This is a genomic window from Corallibacter sp. (assembly GCF_048381695.1).
GTDB lineage: Bacteria > Bacteroidota > Bacteroidia > Flavobacteriales > Flavobacteriaceae > Corallibacter > Corallibacter vietnamensis.
Window position 1 is genome coordinate 82,476 of record NZ_JBLXHI010000002.1, and the last position, 15,266, is coordinate 97,741.

A 15,266-nucleotide genomic window follows, 5' to 3' on the forward strand; every position below is an offset into this window, starting at 1 on the left:
CACTTATGTACGAAAAAACGTTTCCAAATAAACGCTTTAAGCACACTGCAAAGTTTTTACAACAGCATATCTCAAAAGATCATTCTATTTTAGATTTAGGTGTTCAAAATCCGTTTAGCGATGTTATGAAAAACATTGGTTATAGTGTTACTAATACAAAAGGAGAAGATTTAGATTTTGACACATCTACTATTACAAACTCTGATGCAGATGTTGTAACTGCTTTTGAAATTTTCGAACACTTACTATCACCTCTCACAGTCTTAAAAAGCATCAAAGCAGACAAACTTGTAGCTAGCGTACCTTTACGCTTATGGTTTAGTCCTGCTTACAGAAGTAAAACTGATAAATGGGATAGGCATTTTCATGAATTTGAAGATTGGCAGTTTGATTGGTTATTAGAAAAAGCCGGATGGAGAATAGTTGCCAGAGATAAATGGACCAACCCAGTAAAAAAACTTGGAATTCGCCCTATTTTAAGATGGTTTACACCAAGATATTACATTGTTTACGCCGAAAGAATATAAGCATTGAATTTCTATATTGTCATACCAGCTCATAATGAAGCAGATTCTATCTTATTAACTTTAGAGTCATTAGCAAATCAAACATTACTACCAAAAAAAGTAGTTGTAGTTAATGACAACTCAACAGATGAAACTCAAAACATTGTAAGCAATTTCAGAAAAAACTACCCTTGGGTTTCTTTGATAAATGTAAAGTCTTCTAACAAACATCTCCCTGGCAGCAAAATAATCAATGCATTTTACAAAGGCTACGAAGATTTAGATTGTGATTATGATGTGATTTGTAAGTTTGATGCTGATTTGATTTTTCCAGAAAACTATTTAGAACGACTTGCTTTTCATTATAACAACAATCCAAAGCTAGGTATGGTTGCTGGTTTTTGCTACATAGAAAAAAACGACCAATGGGTTTTAGAAAACTTAACGAGAAAAGATCATATACGTGGTGCATTAAAAGCATATAGAAAAGCCTGTTTTCAAGATATTGGCAAACTAAAAACTTCTATGGGTTGGGATACCATAGATGAACTTTTAGCTAAATACCATAACTGGGATATACAAACCGACGAGTCTCTTCATGTAAAGCACTTAAAACCTACAGGCATAAGCTATAACAAAGCAGCAAAACATTTGCAAGGCGAAGCTATGTATAAAATGCGCTATGGCTTTACTATTACTCTAATTTCTGCCTTAAAATTAGCTTACAAAAAAAAGAGCTTTTCTTTATTTAAAGATTACATAGCAGGCTTTTTTAAAGCTAAAAGAAATAAAACAGATTATTTGGTTTCTGAAGAGGAAGGAAAATTTATTAGACGTTTACGCTGGAAAGGCGTGCTAAACAAATTTCATTAAAAACGCCAATTCTTATAACTATCAGAAGCTTCTATCTCACTTTCAATAACATCATCTAACTCTGAAAAGAAATCTATTCCTGTTAAATCTTCTAAAAAATCAACAGAAACAACAAAGTTATGAAGAGGTTCTTTAGAGTTTGTATGTGGTAATAAAAAAGCAATTACTTTAGGTGCTCCGTTGTTATAATCAAATACTATTTTATAAAATTGGTTTGGAACAGAAACATGCTCATTTCCTATGGTTTTCATGGTTCCTTTCAAAACACCACCTGTCACTACAAAAACACCATCATATTTTTTTGCCCAATAGCGTACTTTTTGTTCTAATGTATTCCAAATACCAGAATTAAAATCATGCTTTTGTGGCGAAATATTGCTTGTTAAAAATGTCTCATCATAAGCTTTTTGGCTATAACGCCTATCTGCTGCTGGACAAAGATGCCCACGATCATAGCCTGAATTTTTATAATTTTTCCAACTCGCAGCACCTGTTTTAACCGCTTGGTCTATTTCAAAATAAGGCCTATCAAAATCATTGTATGACAATTGAGTTTTTTTCAACTCATAAGCTACCCATTCTGCTTGCTCGTGAGCTTCACTATAACTTAATGAATACCCTTCATGATGCACCAATTGATTTGTGGTGCTTGTAGGTAAAAAGAATTCATTTGTTAAAGTTTTCGCTTGCGCTCCTTTGTTTACTATTTCTAACTGCTCTTCTTGTTTCAAATATGCTTCATAAACATAAATACCAACAACAATAAGAGCAGCTATAATAGTATAAAGCGTTCGTTTACTCATTATTTTAGTGTAGTCAAACTAGCCTTCAACGTTTCAATTTTAGCTAAAGCATCTGCTTCTTTTTTCTTTTCAGAAGCTACAACTTGCTCTGGCGCATTGTTTACAAAACGCTCGTTTGATAGTTTTTTCTGTACCGATTTTAAGAAACCTTCAGTATAATTTAACTCTTCAGTTAACTTTTTAATTTCAGCTTCAACGTCTATCGCGCCAACCATTGGCACAAAATACTCGTTAGATTTTACTCTAAAGGTTAAAGCACCTTCAACAGCTTCATCTACATACTCAATCGCTTCAAGATTACCCATTTTTTGGATAATCGCATCAAACGTGGTAGATGATTTTTCATTATTAATTACCGAAAATCCTATCGCATCTTTAAACGCAATATTCTTTTCTTTTCTAATAGTACGAATTCCTGAAATCACTTCTGAAGCAAAATCAAATTCTGAAATCAACGTTTCGTTTATTGGTTTTGCTGTTGGCCAACTCGCTACAATTAAAGCGTCTTCTGGCGTGCGGTCTTTTATGTAATGCCATAAATCTTCTGTTAAAAATGGCATAAATGGATGTACAATTTTTAAGTTATCTTCAAAAACAGAAATAATTGCATTGTATGTTTTAGCATCAATTGGTTGTTGGTATGCTGGTTTTACCATTTCTAGTAACCAACCACAAAAATCGTCGTAAATTAACTTGTAAATTGCCATTAATGCATCACTTAAACGGTATTTGCTAAAGTGATCTTCAATCTCGATTAATGCTTTTTGGAATTTAGATTCGTACCATTCTATTGCTATTTTACTCGCTTCTGGTTGCTCTATGCTTTCCGAAACTTCCCAACCATCAACTAAACGGTAGGCATTCCAGATTTTGTTACCAAAACCTTTTCCTTGTTGGCATAACGATTCGTCAAATAATAAATCGTTTCCTGCTGCGCTACTTAATAGTAACCCAACACGAACACCATCGGCGCTATATTCTTCGATAAGTTTTAATGCGTCTGGTGAGTTTCCTAAAGATTTACTCATTTTACGACGTTGCTTATCACGTACCAATCCTGTTAAGTATACATTCTGAAAAGGTTTTTCTTCTTTATACTCGTAACCTGCAATTATCATACGTGCTACCCAAAAGAATAAAATATCTGGACCTGTTACTAAGTCATTTGTTGGGTAATAGTATTTAATTTCTTCATTTTCTGGATTGCGAATACCATCAAAAACCGACATTGGCCATAACCATGAAGAGAACCATGTATCTAGAGCATCTGTTTCTTGACGTAAATCTTCAGCTTTAAGTGAAGAATTTCCTGTTTTATCTTGAGCAAGTTCTACTGCATCATTGATGTTTTCAGCAACTACAAAATCTTCTTTTCCGTCGCCATAATAAAATGCAGGAATTTGTTGTCCCCAAAGTAATTGACGCGAAATATTCCAATCGCGGATGTTTTCCATCCAGTGACGATAGGTGTTTTCGAACTTTTTTGGGAATAATTTTATATCGGCGTTTTCACCTAAAACTGCTTCGATAGCTGGTTTTACTAACTCTTCCATTTTTAAGAACCATTGGTCGCTTAATCGTGGTTCGATAATGGCTTTGGTACGCTCTGAAATTCCAACACGGTTATTATGGTCTTCAATTTTTTCAATTAGACCTAAACCTTCTAATTCTTTTACAATTTCTTTTCTAACTTCAAAACGATCCTTTCCTTCGTAATGTAAACCGTAACTGTTTAAAGAAGCGTCTTCGTTAAAAATATCAATGACTTCAAGGTTATGCTTATCGCCTAAAACCTTATCGTTTTCATCATGTGCTGGTGTTACTTTTAAACAACCAGTACCAAATTCAACATCAACATAATCGTCTTCAATTATAGGAATTACGCGATTACAAATTGGCACAATCGCTTTTTTTCCTTTTAAATTGAAATGACGCTCATCTTCTGGATTGATACAAATTGCAGAATCACCTAAAATAGTTTCAGGGCGCGTTGTGGCAATGGTTAACGTCTCATCGCTACCTTGAATTTGATATTTTATGTGGTATAATTTACCTTGTTTATCTACGTATTCAACTTCCTCATCTGATAGTGTTGTTTTTGCTTCTGGATCCCAATTTACCATACGGTAACCGCGATAGATAAGTCCTTTGTTGTATAAATCAACAAACACTTTTATTACGGCTTCGCTCATATCGTCGTCCATAGTAAATTTAGTACGATCCCAATCGCAAGAACAACCTAGTTTTTTTAACTGCTCAAGGATAACGCCACCGTATTCGTGCGTCCAATCCCAAGCGTGTTTTAAAAACTCGTCACGTGTTAAATCGTTTTTATCGATGCCTTGTGCTTTTAATTTGGCAACAACTTTGGCTTCGGTAGCAATAGATGCGTGATCGGTTCCTGGAACCCAACAGGCATTTTTACCTTGTAAACGCGCACGACGAATTAACACATCTTGAATGGTATTATTCAACATATGTCCCATGTGAAGTACTCCTGTGACATTTGGCGGCGGAATTACAATAGTATACGGTTCTCTCTCGTCTGGTGTAGAATGAAAATAATTATGTTTCATCCAGTAGTCGTACCATTTGTTTTCTACCTGTTGTGCATCATATTTTGATGGAATACTCATCTTTGGAATAGTTTTTGAATTAAGAAAGGCAAAAATACTTATATTTTGTTGTTCTATAAAATGTTTTGTTTGCCTTTAAATAGGTGATATGCTATTTTAACACGTATTATGTCTATTTTTTTTGTAGAACGCACAAAAAGTAAGTAAGTTTACCAAGTAATTAAATATTATATATCATGAAAAATTTCATTACCATATTATTTATCGGATTATTGAGTTTTACAGTAAATGCTCAAGATAAAGTCGCTAAAATAGAGTTTAAAAGCACCATTATTGATTATGGCACCATAGAAAAGGGCGCTGATGGCGTTCGTGTTTTTGAATTTACAAACACAGGTGATGCTCCTCTTATTATATCAAACGTAAAATCTAGTTGTGGATGTACAGTTCCTAAAAAACCAGAAAAACCAATTATGCCTGGTGAAAATGGAGAAATCGAAGTAAAATATGATACAAATAGAGTTATGCCTATTAGAAAAAATATCACTGTAATGTCTAATGCTGAAACACCAACTGTTGTTTTAAAAATTAAAGGTGAAGTTATTGACCCTTCAAAGCAAAGTGTTTTAAGCAAAAGCAGTAAAAGTGTTATGGAGAAATAGTAGCACAATACTAAAAAAACAAAAGGTCTTGAATATAATGTTATTCAAGACCTTTTTTAATTTAACAAACTCTCTAAATAAAACTGATACTTTAACTCTGTACCATTTCTATCTATTTTTATTTTTATGAGTTCTCCTGCTTTACCATAAAACTTTTGCATGATCTCTTGCAGAGTAAATTCTTCAACCTTTTTATTATTGATAGCCAGAATTATGTCTCCTACTTTGAGCCCTGCGTTATAAGCTGGCGATTTTTCTCGTAACTCTGATATAGAATAGGCTGGTTTTAAAACAAGTTTATAATCAACCTGATTGTTAATTACAGGTGTTGAATCATCTACATTTGTTGTTATAACACGAGCTTGTCTTATAGAACGATGTTCCTGTGTTACCAACCTTAAACCATCATGCATTAACTCTATTCCGCTTTTGTTATAGCTAAAGTCATCCTTATAGTAACGACTTTTCTTAAATAAAACTCGTTTGTTATGATAATCAAATATTAAATTAAATCTTTTTAAAATATTACCTGCAAGACTTCCGTTTCTACCCTTAAAATGTTTTACATGATTTATAGACTTGGCATCAGGAAAAGCCACATTGGCATTATTAAAAACAAAACGGCCAACTGAAACACTTTCCACTTTTGATCGTTTTCCATAAATAGTACCACTTAACCCATGCCCTAAAAAGTCATGAAAATAATTATTGGTCACTTGTATATTCAGCATTTCATCTTCAAACAACCACAAAGAATCACTGCCTCCTGAATCTATTAAAAGCTTAACGGGCACATCTCTTCCATTAAGCTTTACATTAATATTTAAATAAGGTTTATTATTAAAAAACTCTAAAGGCAGCACATCACACTTTTTACATTTATTGTTATTAAAATCAGTTGGATTTATCACCTTAATAAATTGTCTTCCATAGTGTACTTCAACGATTAAATCTTTAAAAAAATCATACCCTATAATTCCATGAATTGGGATTCCTAATCTTGGAGCAAAGTTTAGTTTAGCGTTATAAATTGCATATAAATCTTGATTTACATTTATAGCATTTCCTATTTTAAAAATATTATTGGTTGACTTTAATGCTTTGACAGGCTTGTCTTCGCCAAGGCCTCTTAAAAAAATAGTTTCGGAGTTTTTTATCTGAAGTGAATCTAGACTGTTTAAAAAATTAAAAACTATTGGTTTACTTACGCCTGTGTCTAATATAAAGGATAGCTCAACACCATTTATTGATACCGGAATGACAATAAGATTATTTATTAATTGAAAATGTATCTTATCAACACCTTTTTTTCCTTGAACAACAAATTGGTTTTGCGCTAATAGAAATGAATTCGCAAAAAAGTATACAAATAAAATACAGATACATTTTTTCATAAATTCATATTTAGTAACCTAATCAATTTACAAATCTTTAATTTAAGTTCAATATTTAACAGTCTATTTTAAAAAAACTTTAATATAAATTTCGGAACTTTGCTGCTTTAATTTAAGAATAGACATGCCAACAATATCTCAAAAGGGGCAATTAATGCCTCAATCTCCAATAAGAAAACTAGTTCCTTATGCTGAAAAGGCATATCAAGAAGGAAAAGTTGTATATCATTTAAACATAGGTCAGCCAGATATAAAAACTCCTGAAGTAGCTTTAGATGCTGTAAAAGTTCACTCTCTAGACATTTTAGCGTATACTAGATCTGAAGGTTCTGATGGTTATAGAGAAAAAATAGCTGCTTATTACAACAACCATGATATTAAAGTTACAAAAGAAGATATTATTGTAACAACTGGCGGTAGTGAAGCATTATTATTTGCTTTTGGAAGTATTATGGATACTGATGATGAAATAATTATCCCAGAGCCATTTTATGCTAACTACAACGGGTTTTCAACAGCATCTGGAGTAAACATTGTACCTGTAATTTCAAAAATTGAAGATAATTTTGCATTACCTCCTATTGAAGAATTTGAAAAATTAATCACACCAAAAACAAAAGCTATTCTTATATGTAATCCTGGTAACCCAACAGGATATCTATATTCTAAAGAAGAAATTCAAAAACTTGCTGCAATTGTAAAAAAACATGATTTATTTTTAATTGCAGATGAAGTTTACAGAGAGTTTGCTTATGATGGTGTAAGTCACTACTCTATCATGCAAGAAGAAAGCATTCAGGAGCATGCCATTATGATAGATTCAGTATCAAAACGCTATAGTATGTGTGGTGCTAGAATAGGTTGTTTAGTCTCAAAAAACAAACAAATAATTGCTACGGCATTAAAGTTTGCCCAAGCAAGATTAAGCCCTCCTACATTAGCCCAAATTGCTAGTGAAGCTGCATTACAAACTCCGCAAAGCTATTTTACTGATGTTATAGATGAGTATGTTGACCGCAGAAATACATTAATTTCAGAATTAGAGAAAATAGAAGGTGTAAAAGTTGCCAAACCTAAAGGAGCTTTTTATTGCATTGTAGAATTACCTGTAAAAAACTCTGATGATTTTGCACAGTGGCTTTTAGAAAATTTTGATGTAAACGGAGAAACCATTATGGTTGCTCCAGCTGCAGGTTTTTATTCAACACCAGGTGTTGGACTTAACCAAATAAGAATTGCGTATGTTCTTAACAAAGAAAGCCTTGTAAAAGCTGTAAACATATTAAAAGAAGCTCTTAAAGTTTACAAAGACTAGTGCAAATTCAAAATAACATATCCTTAAAACCATACAATACATTTGGAATAGATGTAAAAGCAAAACACTTTACATCTATTTCAAGTATTGACTCGCTCATAGATGTTTTATCATCAAATCTCTACCCTAACAAACTCATTTTGGGTGGTGGCAGCAATATGTTATTAACAAAAGATATTGATGCACTTGTCATTCATATTAACATTAAAGGAATTTCTATTATTTCAGAAACCGAAGACCACGTTATTGTTAAAGCGAATGCTGGTGAAATATGGCACGAATTTGTATTATGGTGTTTAAAACATGATTTTGGTGGTATTGAAAACCTATCACTAATTCCGGGAAATGTAGGCACAGCTCCTATACAAAACATAGGTGCTTATGGTGTAGAAATAAAAGACACTTTTGTTTCATGTGAAGCTCTTAATCTTGAAACAAAAAACATAGAAACGTTTACAAATGAAGGCTGCAATTTTGGTTACAGACAATCTATTTTTAAACAAGAAGCAAAAGGAAAATATATAATTTACAATGTAACCTTTAAGTTGTCTAAAAAAAATCATGAATTACACACAGGTTATGGAGCTATAATGTCAGAATTAGAAACTCAAAATATAACACAACCAACAATACAAGACGTTTCTAAAGCTGTTATAGCAATAAGACAAAGCAAATTACCTGACCCGAAACAAATAGGTAACAGTGGTAGTTTTTTTAAAAACCCAGTAATTTCAATAACAAAATATAATCTCTTAAAAGAGAATTTCCCTGAAATTCCTGGATATGTTATCTCAAACACAGACATTAAAGTTCCTGCAGGCTGGCTTATAGAAAAAGCTGGCTTTAAAGGAAAACGATTTGAAAATTACGGAGTACATAATAAACAAGCATTAGTACTCGTTAACTACGGTGGTGCCAGTGGAACAGATATTTTAAATCTATCAAAACTTATACAAAAAACCATCCAGCAACTTTTTGATATTTCTATTGAAGCTGAAGTAAATATTCTTTAAATAAAAAAGAAATCTCTAAATTTGATATTTACTAACAACCAAACTAATCAACAAATTTGAGTACACCAATTGAAAAACAAATTGTTGGCTTATTACAGAAAAGTGATAAAAAAGCCATTTCATTACTGTATGAAAACTATGCTGACGCCTTATTTGGTGTAATCTCAAAGGTTTTAACAGATGAAAGCTTGGCGCAAGATGCCTTGCAAGAAACCTTTATTAAAGTTTGGAAAAAATCTAAATCTTACAACCCTGAAAAAGCAAAATTGTTTACTTGGTTGTACAGAATTGCTTACAACACAGCCATCGATAAAGTTCGTTATCAGTCAAATAAAACAAGTAAAGAAGTCCAAATTGAAACTTCAAACGTATATAAGTTAACATCACAAGGTTTAAACCAAGATGTATTAGACATTAAAACGCACTTAAAGACGTTAGACGAGAAATATCAAATAGTTATTAATGCCCTCTTTTTTGAAGGCATGACACAACAAGAAGCTAGCGACGAACTAGAAATTCCGCTAGGTACAATAAAATCAAGATTAAAAATTGGATTACGTGAACTGAAAAAAATTTACGACCCAGAATTAAAAAGTCATGAATGATAAAATAAATACATTTTTAAATTCTGACCTTCTAGACAAGTATCTATTAGGTAGCACTACCACTGCTGAAACTGAAATGGTAGAAACCTATATATCTAAATACCCAGAAGTACAGAATGCCTACAACACACTACAGCACAATTTAGAAATTGTTGCAAAACGTGATGCTGTTGAAGCTCCTAAAGACATCTTAAACAACATTTTTGATGCGCTTGATGAAGAAACTCCTGTTTTAAGTTTAAATCCTGAAACAAAGCAAAAAAAATGGACTAACTACAGTATTGCTGCTAGTATTGCCGCTTTTATATTTGCAGGAACAACTTTGTTTTTATACACCCAAAAACAAAGTCTTAATTTAGAAAATCAAAAAGTAGTAGATGAAATTTTTGATTTAAGAAGCGATATTGATTCTCAAAACAAAAAATTGGACGATATCATGCGTCAGTTTAAACAGCTTAACAATCCTGAAACTGAAAAGTATATCATAAACGGAAACAATAGAGCTAAAAACCTTAAAACAGTCGCTTACATAAATCCAAAAGAAAAAAAATCTATGATAGATGTGGTTTCTCTACCGCAACTACCAGAAGAACAATGCTATCAAATTTGGGCTGAAGTACAAGACAAAATGGTAAATCTTGGTATTTTAAGCGAAACTGACAGAAAACTAATGGAAATACCTTACACCGAAAACGCATTAGGCTTAAGTATTACCATTGAAGAAAAAGGAAGCAAAATAAATAACAGCTCAAAAGAAAACGCTGTTGCTGAAATTAGCTTTCAAAAAAATAAATAAACAATAGTTTATTTACACGCTCAAAGCCTCACTTTGCATTTTATAAAGTGAGGCTTTGTTGTACGTGTTTTTAAGTAAAAATGGCTACCTTTGTAAAAAATTACAGGCACCACATTAATAACGCCTTGTAATAATTAGAAAAGAAAGAAAAATAAACTCATGAAACTTCTTTTAATCACATTAATTCTATTAGGATTAGGAATCGCAGGAATTGCCATAAAAATCTGGGCAAAAAAAGACGGAGAATTTGCCGGTACATGCGCTAGCCAGAACCCAATGCTTAATAAAAGCGGTGAAGCTTGTGGCTTTTGTGGTAAAACACCTGACCAATTTAGCAACTGCAACGAACCTCAACATTCGTAAGCATACATGAACATTCTTGAAATAGTTTGCTACATCTTTGCTGGTGTTGTTAGTATTCAAGTTATGTTTTATTTGTTTGTCTTTGGGAAATTTGCTTTTTCCAAAGAAAAAAAACAAACAAAAGAAAACCTCCCTGTATCTGTAATTATTTGCGCTAAAAATGAAGCAACTAATTTAAGAGCTTTTTTACCTTACATTTTAAATCAAGATTACGCAAGCTATCAAATTGTATTAATTAACGATGCCTCTATTGATGATACACTAGAGGTTATGGAAGACTTTGCTAATACAAATGATTCAATAAAAATAGTAAACGTAAAAAATAACGAAGCATTTTGGGCAAACAAAAAATATGCTCTCACACTAGGCATTAAAGCTGCCAAGCACAACATTTTACTATTTACTGACGCTGATTGCAAACCTGTATCAAAACATTGGATATCAGATATGGTATCTCATTTTAATAACAACAAAAGTATTGTTTTAGGATATGGTGCTTATTCTAAAGTTAAGAACTCTATACTAAATAAGCTAGTACGCTTTGAGACACTTCTTACCGCTACACAGTATATGGCTTTTGCTAAACTAGGGATGCCGTATATGGGTGTTGGTAGAAATCTAGCTTATACTAAAGATGCTTTTTTTAAAGCCAATGGTTTTATGGGGCATATGCATATAAGATCTGGAGACGATGACTTATTTGTAAATCAAGTAGGGAACTCAAAAAACACTGCTATTTGTGTTACAAAAGAAAGCTTTACAACTTCAAATCCTAAAACCACTTTTGCTAGCTGGATAAAACAAAAGAGACGACATATTACTGCTGCAAATCATTATAAAAAAGCACATAAATTTTTATTAGGGCTTTTTTATATATCGCAGTTGTTATTCTGGATATTATCTGTAACATTAATTGTATCTCAAAGCTTTATAAACGTAGTAGTTGCATTAATTGCTTTACGATTTATCGCTCAATTTCTATCCATAGGATTTTCAGCAAAAAAACTGAATGAACAAGATTTAATTTTCTTACTTCCTATATTAGAACTTTTTTTAATTGGCTCTCAATTAACTATCTTTATCATAAACCTATTCTCAAAACCCACACATTGGAAATAAAAGACGCCATAAAAAAGGCAAAACAAAATGATCAAAAAGCATTTAATTATTTATTAGATACATTTTGGGACGATGTATATGGGTTTCAATTAAAACGCATAAAAAACGAAAACGACGCTGAAGATGTAACCATTCAAGCATTTTCTAAAGCTTTTGATAAAATAGATACTTTTAATGAGGCATATACTTTTAAAACTTGGTTAATAACCATTTCAAAAAACATTCATATAGACCTTGTTAGAAAAGAAAAAAAACACCTTTCTCAAACCATATCTAATGATGATTCTTCTTTTAATCAAATATTAGATGAGTCACCTACTCCAGAAGATAAAATTATAACAGAACAAAATTTAGCCAAACTACTTCGTGACATAAAGAAGTTAAAGCCTCACTACCAAAAAATTATAAACTTAAGATATTTTCAAGAGTTAAGCTATAAAGAAATTTCAAAAGAGCTTGACGAACCAATAAACAATGTTAAGGTAAAATTATTACGAGCTAAAAAATTACTATCTGAAATTATTCAAAAAACAAATAATCATTCAATATGAAAATTAGTGCCTACATACTGTGTTTTAATGAATCTTTAATGATTAGACACACGCTTAATTATTATTCTAACTTTTGCACAGAAATAACTGTCTTAAACAACAATAGTACCGATGATTCTATTGAAATCATTACCAATGAATATCCTGATGTAAAAATTAAAAACTTTGGAGAACCTAACCTTTACAGAGAAGACATCCAAACAGACATAAAAAACAACTGTTGGAAAGAAAGTGATGCTGACTATGTAATAGTTTGTGATATGGATGAGTTTTTGTACGCAGAAAACCTTCCCGAAAAATTAAAACTTCTAGAAGAACAAAAACCTGCAATATGTAGTGTAATAGGCTATGAAATGTTCTCAAAAAAATTCCCAAAAGACTACAAAATCTCTTTATTAGACCAAGTAAAATACGGTGTAAGAAATTACAGGTTTGATAAAACAATCATTTTTAGCCCTAAAAAAGTTAAAAACATAAACTTTGATTATGGCGCGCATTCTTGCGATCCAGAATTTTATACATCAGGCAATCAAGACATCTTATTCGAATTCAAACTTTTACACTTCAAATACTTAAGTAAAAAATATCTTTACAGAAAACATCTAAAGTACATGAAACGCATGAGCAAAATAAACATAGTAAATCGCTGGGGTGCTGAATATACTGAAGGTAAAAAGCACATAGACAAAAAGTTTAAACTAGCAAAAAAGCACCTTTTTAAAATCATTCCTTAAAGCAACTTAATCACTCTTTTATACAACTTATCTTTTGTATCTTTGCAGAGGAAAAATATGCATATGAATACAGAAACAGCTTCAAACATTTTACCAGAAAGAAAACCAAAATGGTTAAGAGTAAAACTACCTACAGGTAAAAAGTATACCGAATTACGTGGATTAGTAGACAAATATAAACTTAACACAATATGTACTTCTGGAAGCTGCCCTAACATGGGAGAATGCTGGGGAGAAGGAACCGCTACATTTATGATTTTAGGAAATGTTTGCACCAGATCATGTGGGTTTTGTGGTGTAAAAACAGGAAGACCTGAAACAGTAGATTGGGATGAACCAGAAAAAGTAGCGCGATCTATAAAAATCATGAAAATAAAGCATGCTGTTCTAACAAGTGTTGACAGAGATGATTTAAAAGATATGGGTAGCATTATGTGGGCTGAAACCGTAAAAGCCGTAAGAAGAATGAACCCTGAAACAACTATGGAAACTCTTATTCCTGATTTTCAAGGCATAGAAAGACATATAGATAGAATTATAGATGTTGCTCCTGAAGTAGTATCACACAATATAGAAACCGTTCGTAGACTAACAAGAGAGGTTCGTATTCAAGCAAAATACGACAGAAGTTTAGGAGTATTAAAATACCTAAAGCAACAAGGACAACGTCGTACAAAATCTGGAATCATGTTAGGTTTAGGAGAAACTCGTGAAGAAGTTATACAAACCCTTCACGATTTAAAAGAACATGATGTAGATGTAGTTACAATTGGTCAATACTTACAACCAAGTAAAAAACACCTACCTGTAAAACAATTTATTTTACCAGACCAATTTGAAGAATACAAACAAATAGGTTTAGATTTAGGCTTTCGTCATGTAGAAAGTAGCGCTCTTGTAAGATCATCTTACAAAGCTCAAAAACACATTAATTAATGATTACTGTAGCTATAAACGGCTTTGGCAGAATAGGCCGTCGTGTTTTTAGATTACTTCAAGAGCACAAAAACATTCAAGTAGTTGCCATTAATGATTTAGCCGATTCTAAAACCTTAAGTCATCTTTTAAAATACGATAGCATACATGGTATTTTAAACAAACCTATTTCTTTTGATGAAAATCATATTATAGTTGACAGTAAAAGCATACCGCTTTTTCATTTTAAAAGCCCTTCAGATTGCAACTGGAAACCTCTAAACGTAGACTTTGTTATAGAATCTACTGGAAAATTCAAAACATTACAAGAATTAGAGTCTCATGTAACTAACGGTGCCAAACGTGTTATTTTGAGCGTACCACCGCTAGACGACTCAATAAAAACCATCGTTCTTGGCGTAAACGACCATCTATTAAAAGGCGATGAAACCATTGTTTCTAATGCATCCTGCACAACCAACAATGCCGCACCTATGATTGATGTTATTAACAAACTTTGTGGTGTAAACGAAGCCTATATTACAACTGTACACTCTTACACTACAGATCAAAGCTTGCATGACCAACCACATCGTGATTTACGACGTGCAAGAGCGGCAGGACAATCTATAGTACCAACAACAACGGGAGCAGCCAAAGCATTAACCAAAATTTTCCCTAATCTATCAAATGTTATAGGTGGCTGTGGCATTCGCGTTCCTGTGGCTAATGGATCTCTAACAGACATTACATTTAACGTAAGTAAAACGGTAAGTATAGAGGATGTTAACAACGCATTTAAAGAAACTGCAAAAACCACTTATAAAAATATAATAGAATACACCGAAGATCCTATTGTATCAATAGATATTGTAGGAAACAGACACTCATGTATTTTTGATTCTGAAATGACTTCTGTAATTGGCAATATGGTAAAAATAATAGGATGGTACGATAATGAAACTGCTTATTCGCAGAGAATCATAGATTTAATAAACGATTTATCGAACAAAGAATCACTTTTATCGAATTAATAATTAT

General features: G+C 32.3%; 16 protein-coding genes. 13 read left to right on the forward strand and 3 right to left on the reverse strand.

All coding sequences use genetic code 11. From position 1 onward, the window contains the following. Window positions 1–5 precede the first annotated feature (5 nt). Both ACN5J3_RS04155 and ACN5J3_RS04160 read left to right on the forward strand, forming a co-directional pair. Entirely contained in the window at window positions 6–527 is a 522-nt protein-coding gene (locus tag ACN5J3_RS04155) for a methyltransferase (RefSeq protein WP_418510874.1), read from the forward strand. A 3-nt stretch (window positions 528–530) separates the two neighbouring features. Further along, window positions 531–1,379 (forward strand): glycosyltransferase family 2 protein, encoded by an 849-nt coding sequence (locus ACN5J3_RS04160; RefSeq protein ID WP_418510875.1) that lies wholly within the window; start codon window positions 531–533, stop codon window positions 1,377–1,379. Here ACN5J3_RS04160 and ACN5J3_RS04165 read toward each other — a convergent pair. Both ACN5J3_RS04165 and ACN5J3_RS04170 read right to left on the reverse strand, forming a co-directional pair. Continuing rightward, window positions 1,376–2,182: a DNA/RNA non-specific endonuclease gene (locus ACN5J3_RS04165; RefSeq protein WP_418510876.1), complete on the reverse strand. Its 807-nt coding sequence runs from the start codon at window positions 2,180–2,182 to the stop codon at window positions 1,376–1,378. The genes ACN5J3_RS04160 and ACN5J3_RS04165 overlap by 4 nt on opposite strands. Continuing rightward, window positions 2,182–4,818 carry a valine--tRNA ligase gene (locus tag ACN5J3_RS04170; RefSeq protein ID WP_418510877.1) on the reverse strand — a complete coding sequence of 879 codons (2,637 nt, stop codon included), beginning with the start codon at window positions 4,816–4,818 and terminating at the stop codon, window positions 2,182–2,184. Before ACN5J3_RS04170 ends, ACN5J3_RS04165 begins: the two co-directional genes overlap by 1 nt. Window positions 4,819–4,994: 176 nt before the next feature. Here ACN5J3_RS04170 and ACN5J3_RS04175 point away from each other — a divergent pair, with 176 nt between their 5' ends. Further along, window positions 4,995–5,420, forward strand: a complete 426-nt coding sequence (locus ACN5J3_RS04175) for a DUF1573 domain-containing protein (RefSeq protein ID WP_418508409.1) — start codon at window positions 4,995–4,997, stop codon at window positions 5,418–5,420. 56 nt (window positions 5,421–5,476) lie between these two features. On the opposite strand, the gene ACN5J3_RS04180 is transcribed toward ACN5J3_RS04175, so the two are convergent. Beyond that, window positions 5,477–6,814, reverse strand: a complete 1,338-nt coding sequence (locus ACN5J3_RS04180; protein WP_418510878.1) for an aspartyl protease family protein — start codon at window positions 6,812–6,814, stop codon at window positions 5,477–5,479. A 124-nt stretch (window positions 6,815–6,938) separates the two neighbouring features. Between ACN5J3_RS04180 and ACN5J3_RS04185 the strand changes: the two genes are divergently transcribed. The 10 genes from ACN5J3_RS04185 to gap all read left to right on the forward strand — a co-directional run bounded on the left by ACN5J3_RS04185 (window position 6,939) and on the right by gap (window position 15,259). After that, window positions 6,939–8,129, forward strand: coding sequence for a pyridoxal phosphate-dependent aminotransferase (locus ACN5J3_RS04185; protein ID WP_417290247.1), 1,191 nt, complete (start codon window positions 6,939–6,941; stop codon window positions 8,127–8,129). Next, window positions 8,129–9,142: a UDP-N-acetylmuramate dehydrogenase gene (gene murB / locus ACN5J3_RS04190; RefSeq protein WP_418510879.1), complete on the forward strand. Its 1,014-nt coding sequence runs from the start codon at window positions 8,129–8,131 to the stop codon at window positions 9,140–9,142. The genes ACN5J3_RS04185 and murB overlap by 1 nt, the downstream gene beginning before the upstream one ends. 56 nt (window positions 9,143–9,198) lie before the next feature. Continuing rightward, complete coding sequence (locus ACN5J3_RS04195) at window positions 9,199–9,747, forward strand: RNA polymerase sigma factor (RefSeq protein WP_417290249.1); 549 nt, start codon at window positions 9,199–9,201, stop codon at window positions 9,745–9,747. Further along, the gene (locus ACN5J3_RS04200; protein ID WP_418510880.1) at window positions 9,740–10,543 is read left to right on the forward strand and encodes an anti-sigma factor domain-containing protein; all 804 of its coding nucleotides are present in this window, start codon (window positions 9,740–9,742) and stop codon (window positions 10,541–10,543) included. Before ACN5J3_RS04195 ends, ACN5J3_RS04200 begins: the two co-directional genes overlap by 8 nt. Window positions 10,544–10,702: 159 nt before the next feature. Continuing rightward, window positions 10,703–10,906 carry a membrane or secreted protein gene (locus tag ACN5J3_RS04205; RefSeq protein WP_344725937.1) on the forward strand — a complete coding sequence of 68 codons (204 nt, stop codon included), beginning with the start codon at window positions 10,703–10,705 and terminating at the stop codon, window positions 10,904–10,906. A gap of 6 nt (window positions 10,907–10,912) precedes the next feature. Further along, window positions 10,913–12,025 carry a glycosyltransferase gene (locus ACN5J3_RS04210; RefSeq protein WP_418510881.1) on the forward strand — a complete coding sequence of 371 codons (1,113 nt, stop codon included), beginning with the start codon at window positions 10,913–10,915 and terminating at the stop codon, window positions 12,023–12,025. Next, window positions 12,016–12,576, forward strand: a complete 561-nt coding sequence (locus ACN5J3_RS04215; RefSeq protein ID WP_418510882.1) for an RNA polymerase sigma factor — start codon at window positions 12,016–12,018, stop codon at window positions 12,574–12,576. The genes ACN5J3_RS04210 and ACN5J3_RS04215 overlap by 10 nt, the downstream gene beginning before the upstream one ends. After that, window positions 12,573–13,310 (forward strand): glycosyltransferase family 2 protein, encoded by a 738-nt coding sequence (locus ACN5J3_RS04220; RefSeq protein WP_418510883.1) that lies wholly within the window; start codon window positions 12,573–12,575, stop codon window positions 13,308–13,310. Before ACN5J3_RS04215 ends, ACN5J3_RS04220 begins: the two co-directional genes overlap by 4 nt. A gap of 63 nt (window positions 13,311–13,373) precedes the next feature. Then, on the forward strand, window positions 13,374–14,246 hold the full coding sequence (gene lipA / locus ACN5J3_RS04225; RefSeq protein WP_417290254.1) for a lipoyl synthase: 873 nt from the start codon (window positions 13,374–13,376) through the stop codon (window positions 14,244–14,246). Further along, the gene (gap, locus tag ACN5J3_RS04230; protein ID WP_418510884.1) at window positions 14,246–15,259 is read left to right on the forward strand and encodes a type I glyceraldehyde-3-phosphate dehydrogenase; all 1,014 of its coding nucleotides are present in this window, start codon (window positions 14,246–14,248) and stop codon (window positions 15,257–15,259) included. The genes lipA and gap overlap by 1 nt, the downstream gene beginning before the upstream one ends. The last annotated feature ends 7 nt before the right edge of the window (window positions 15,260–15,266 follow it).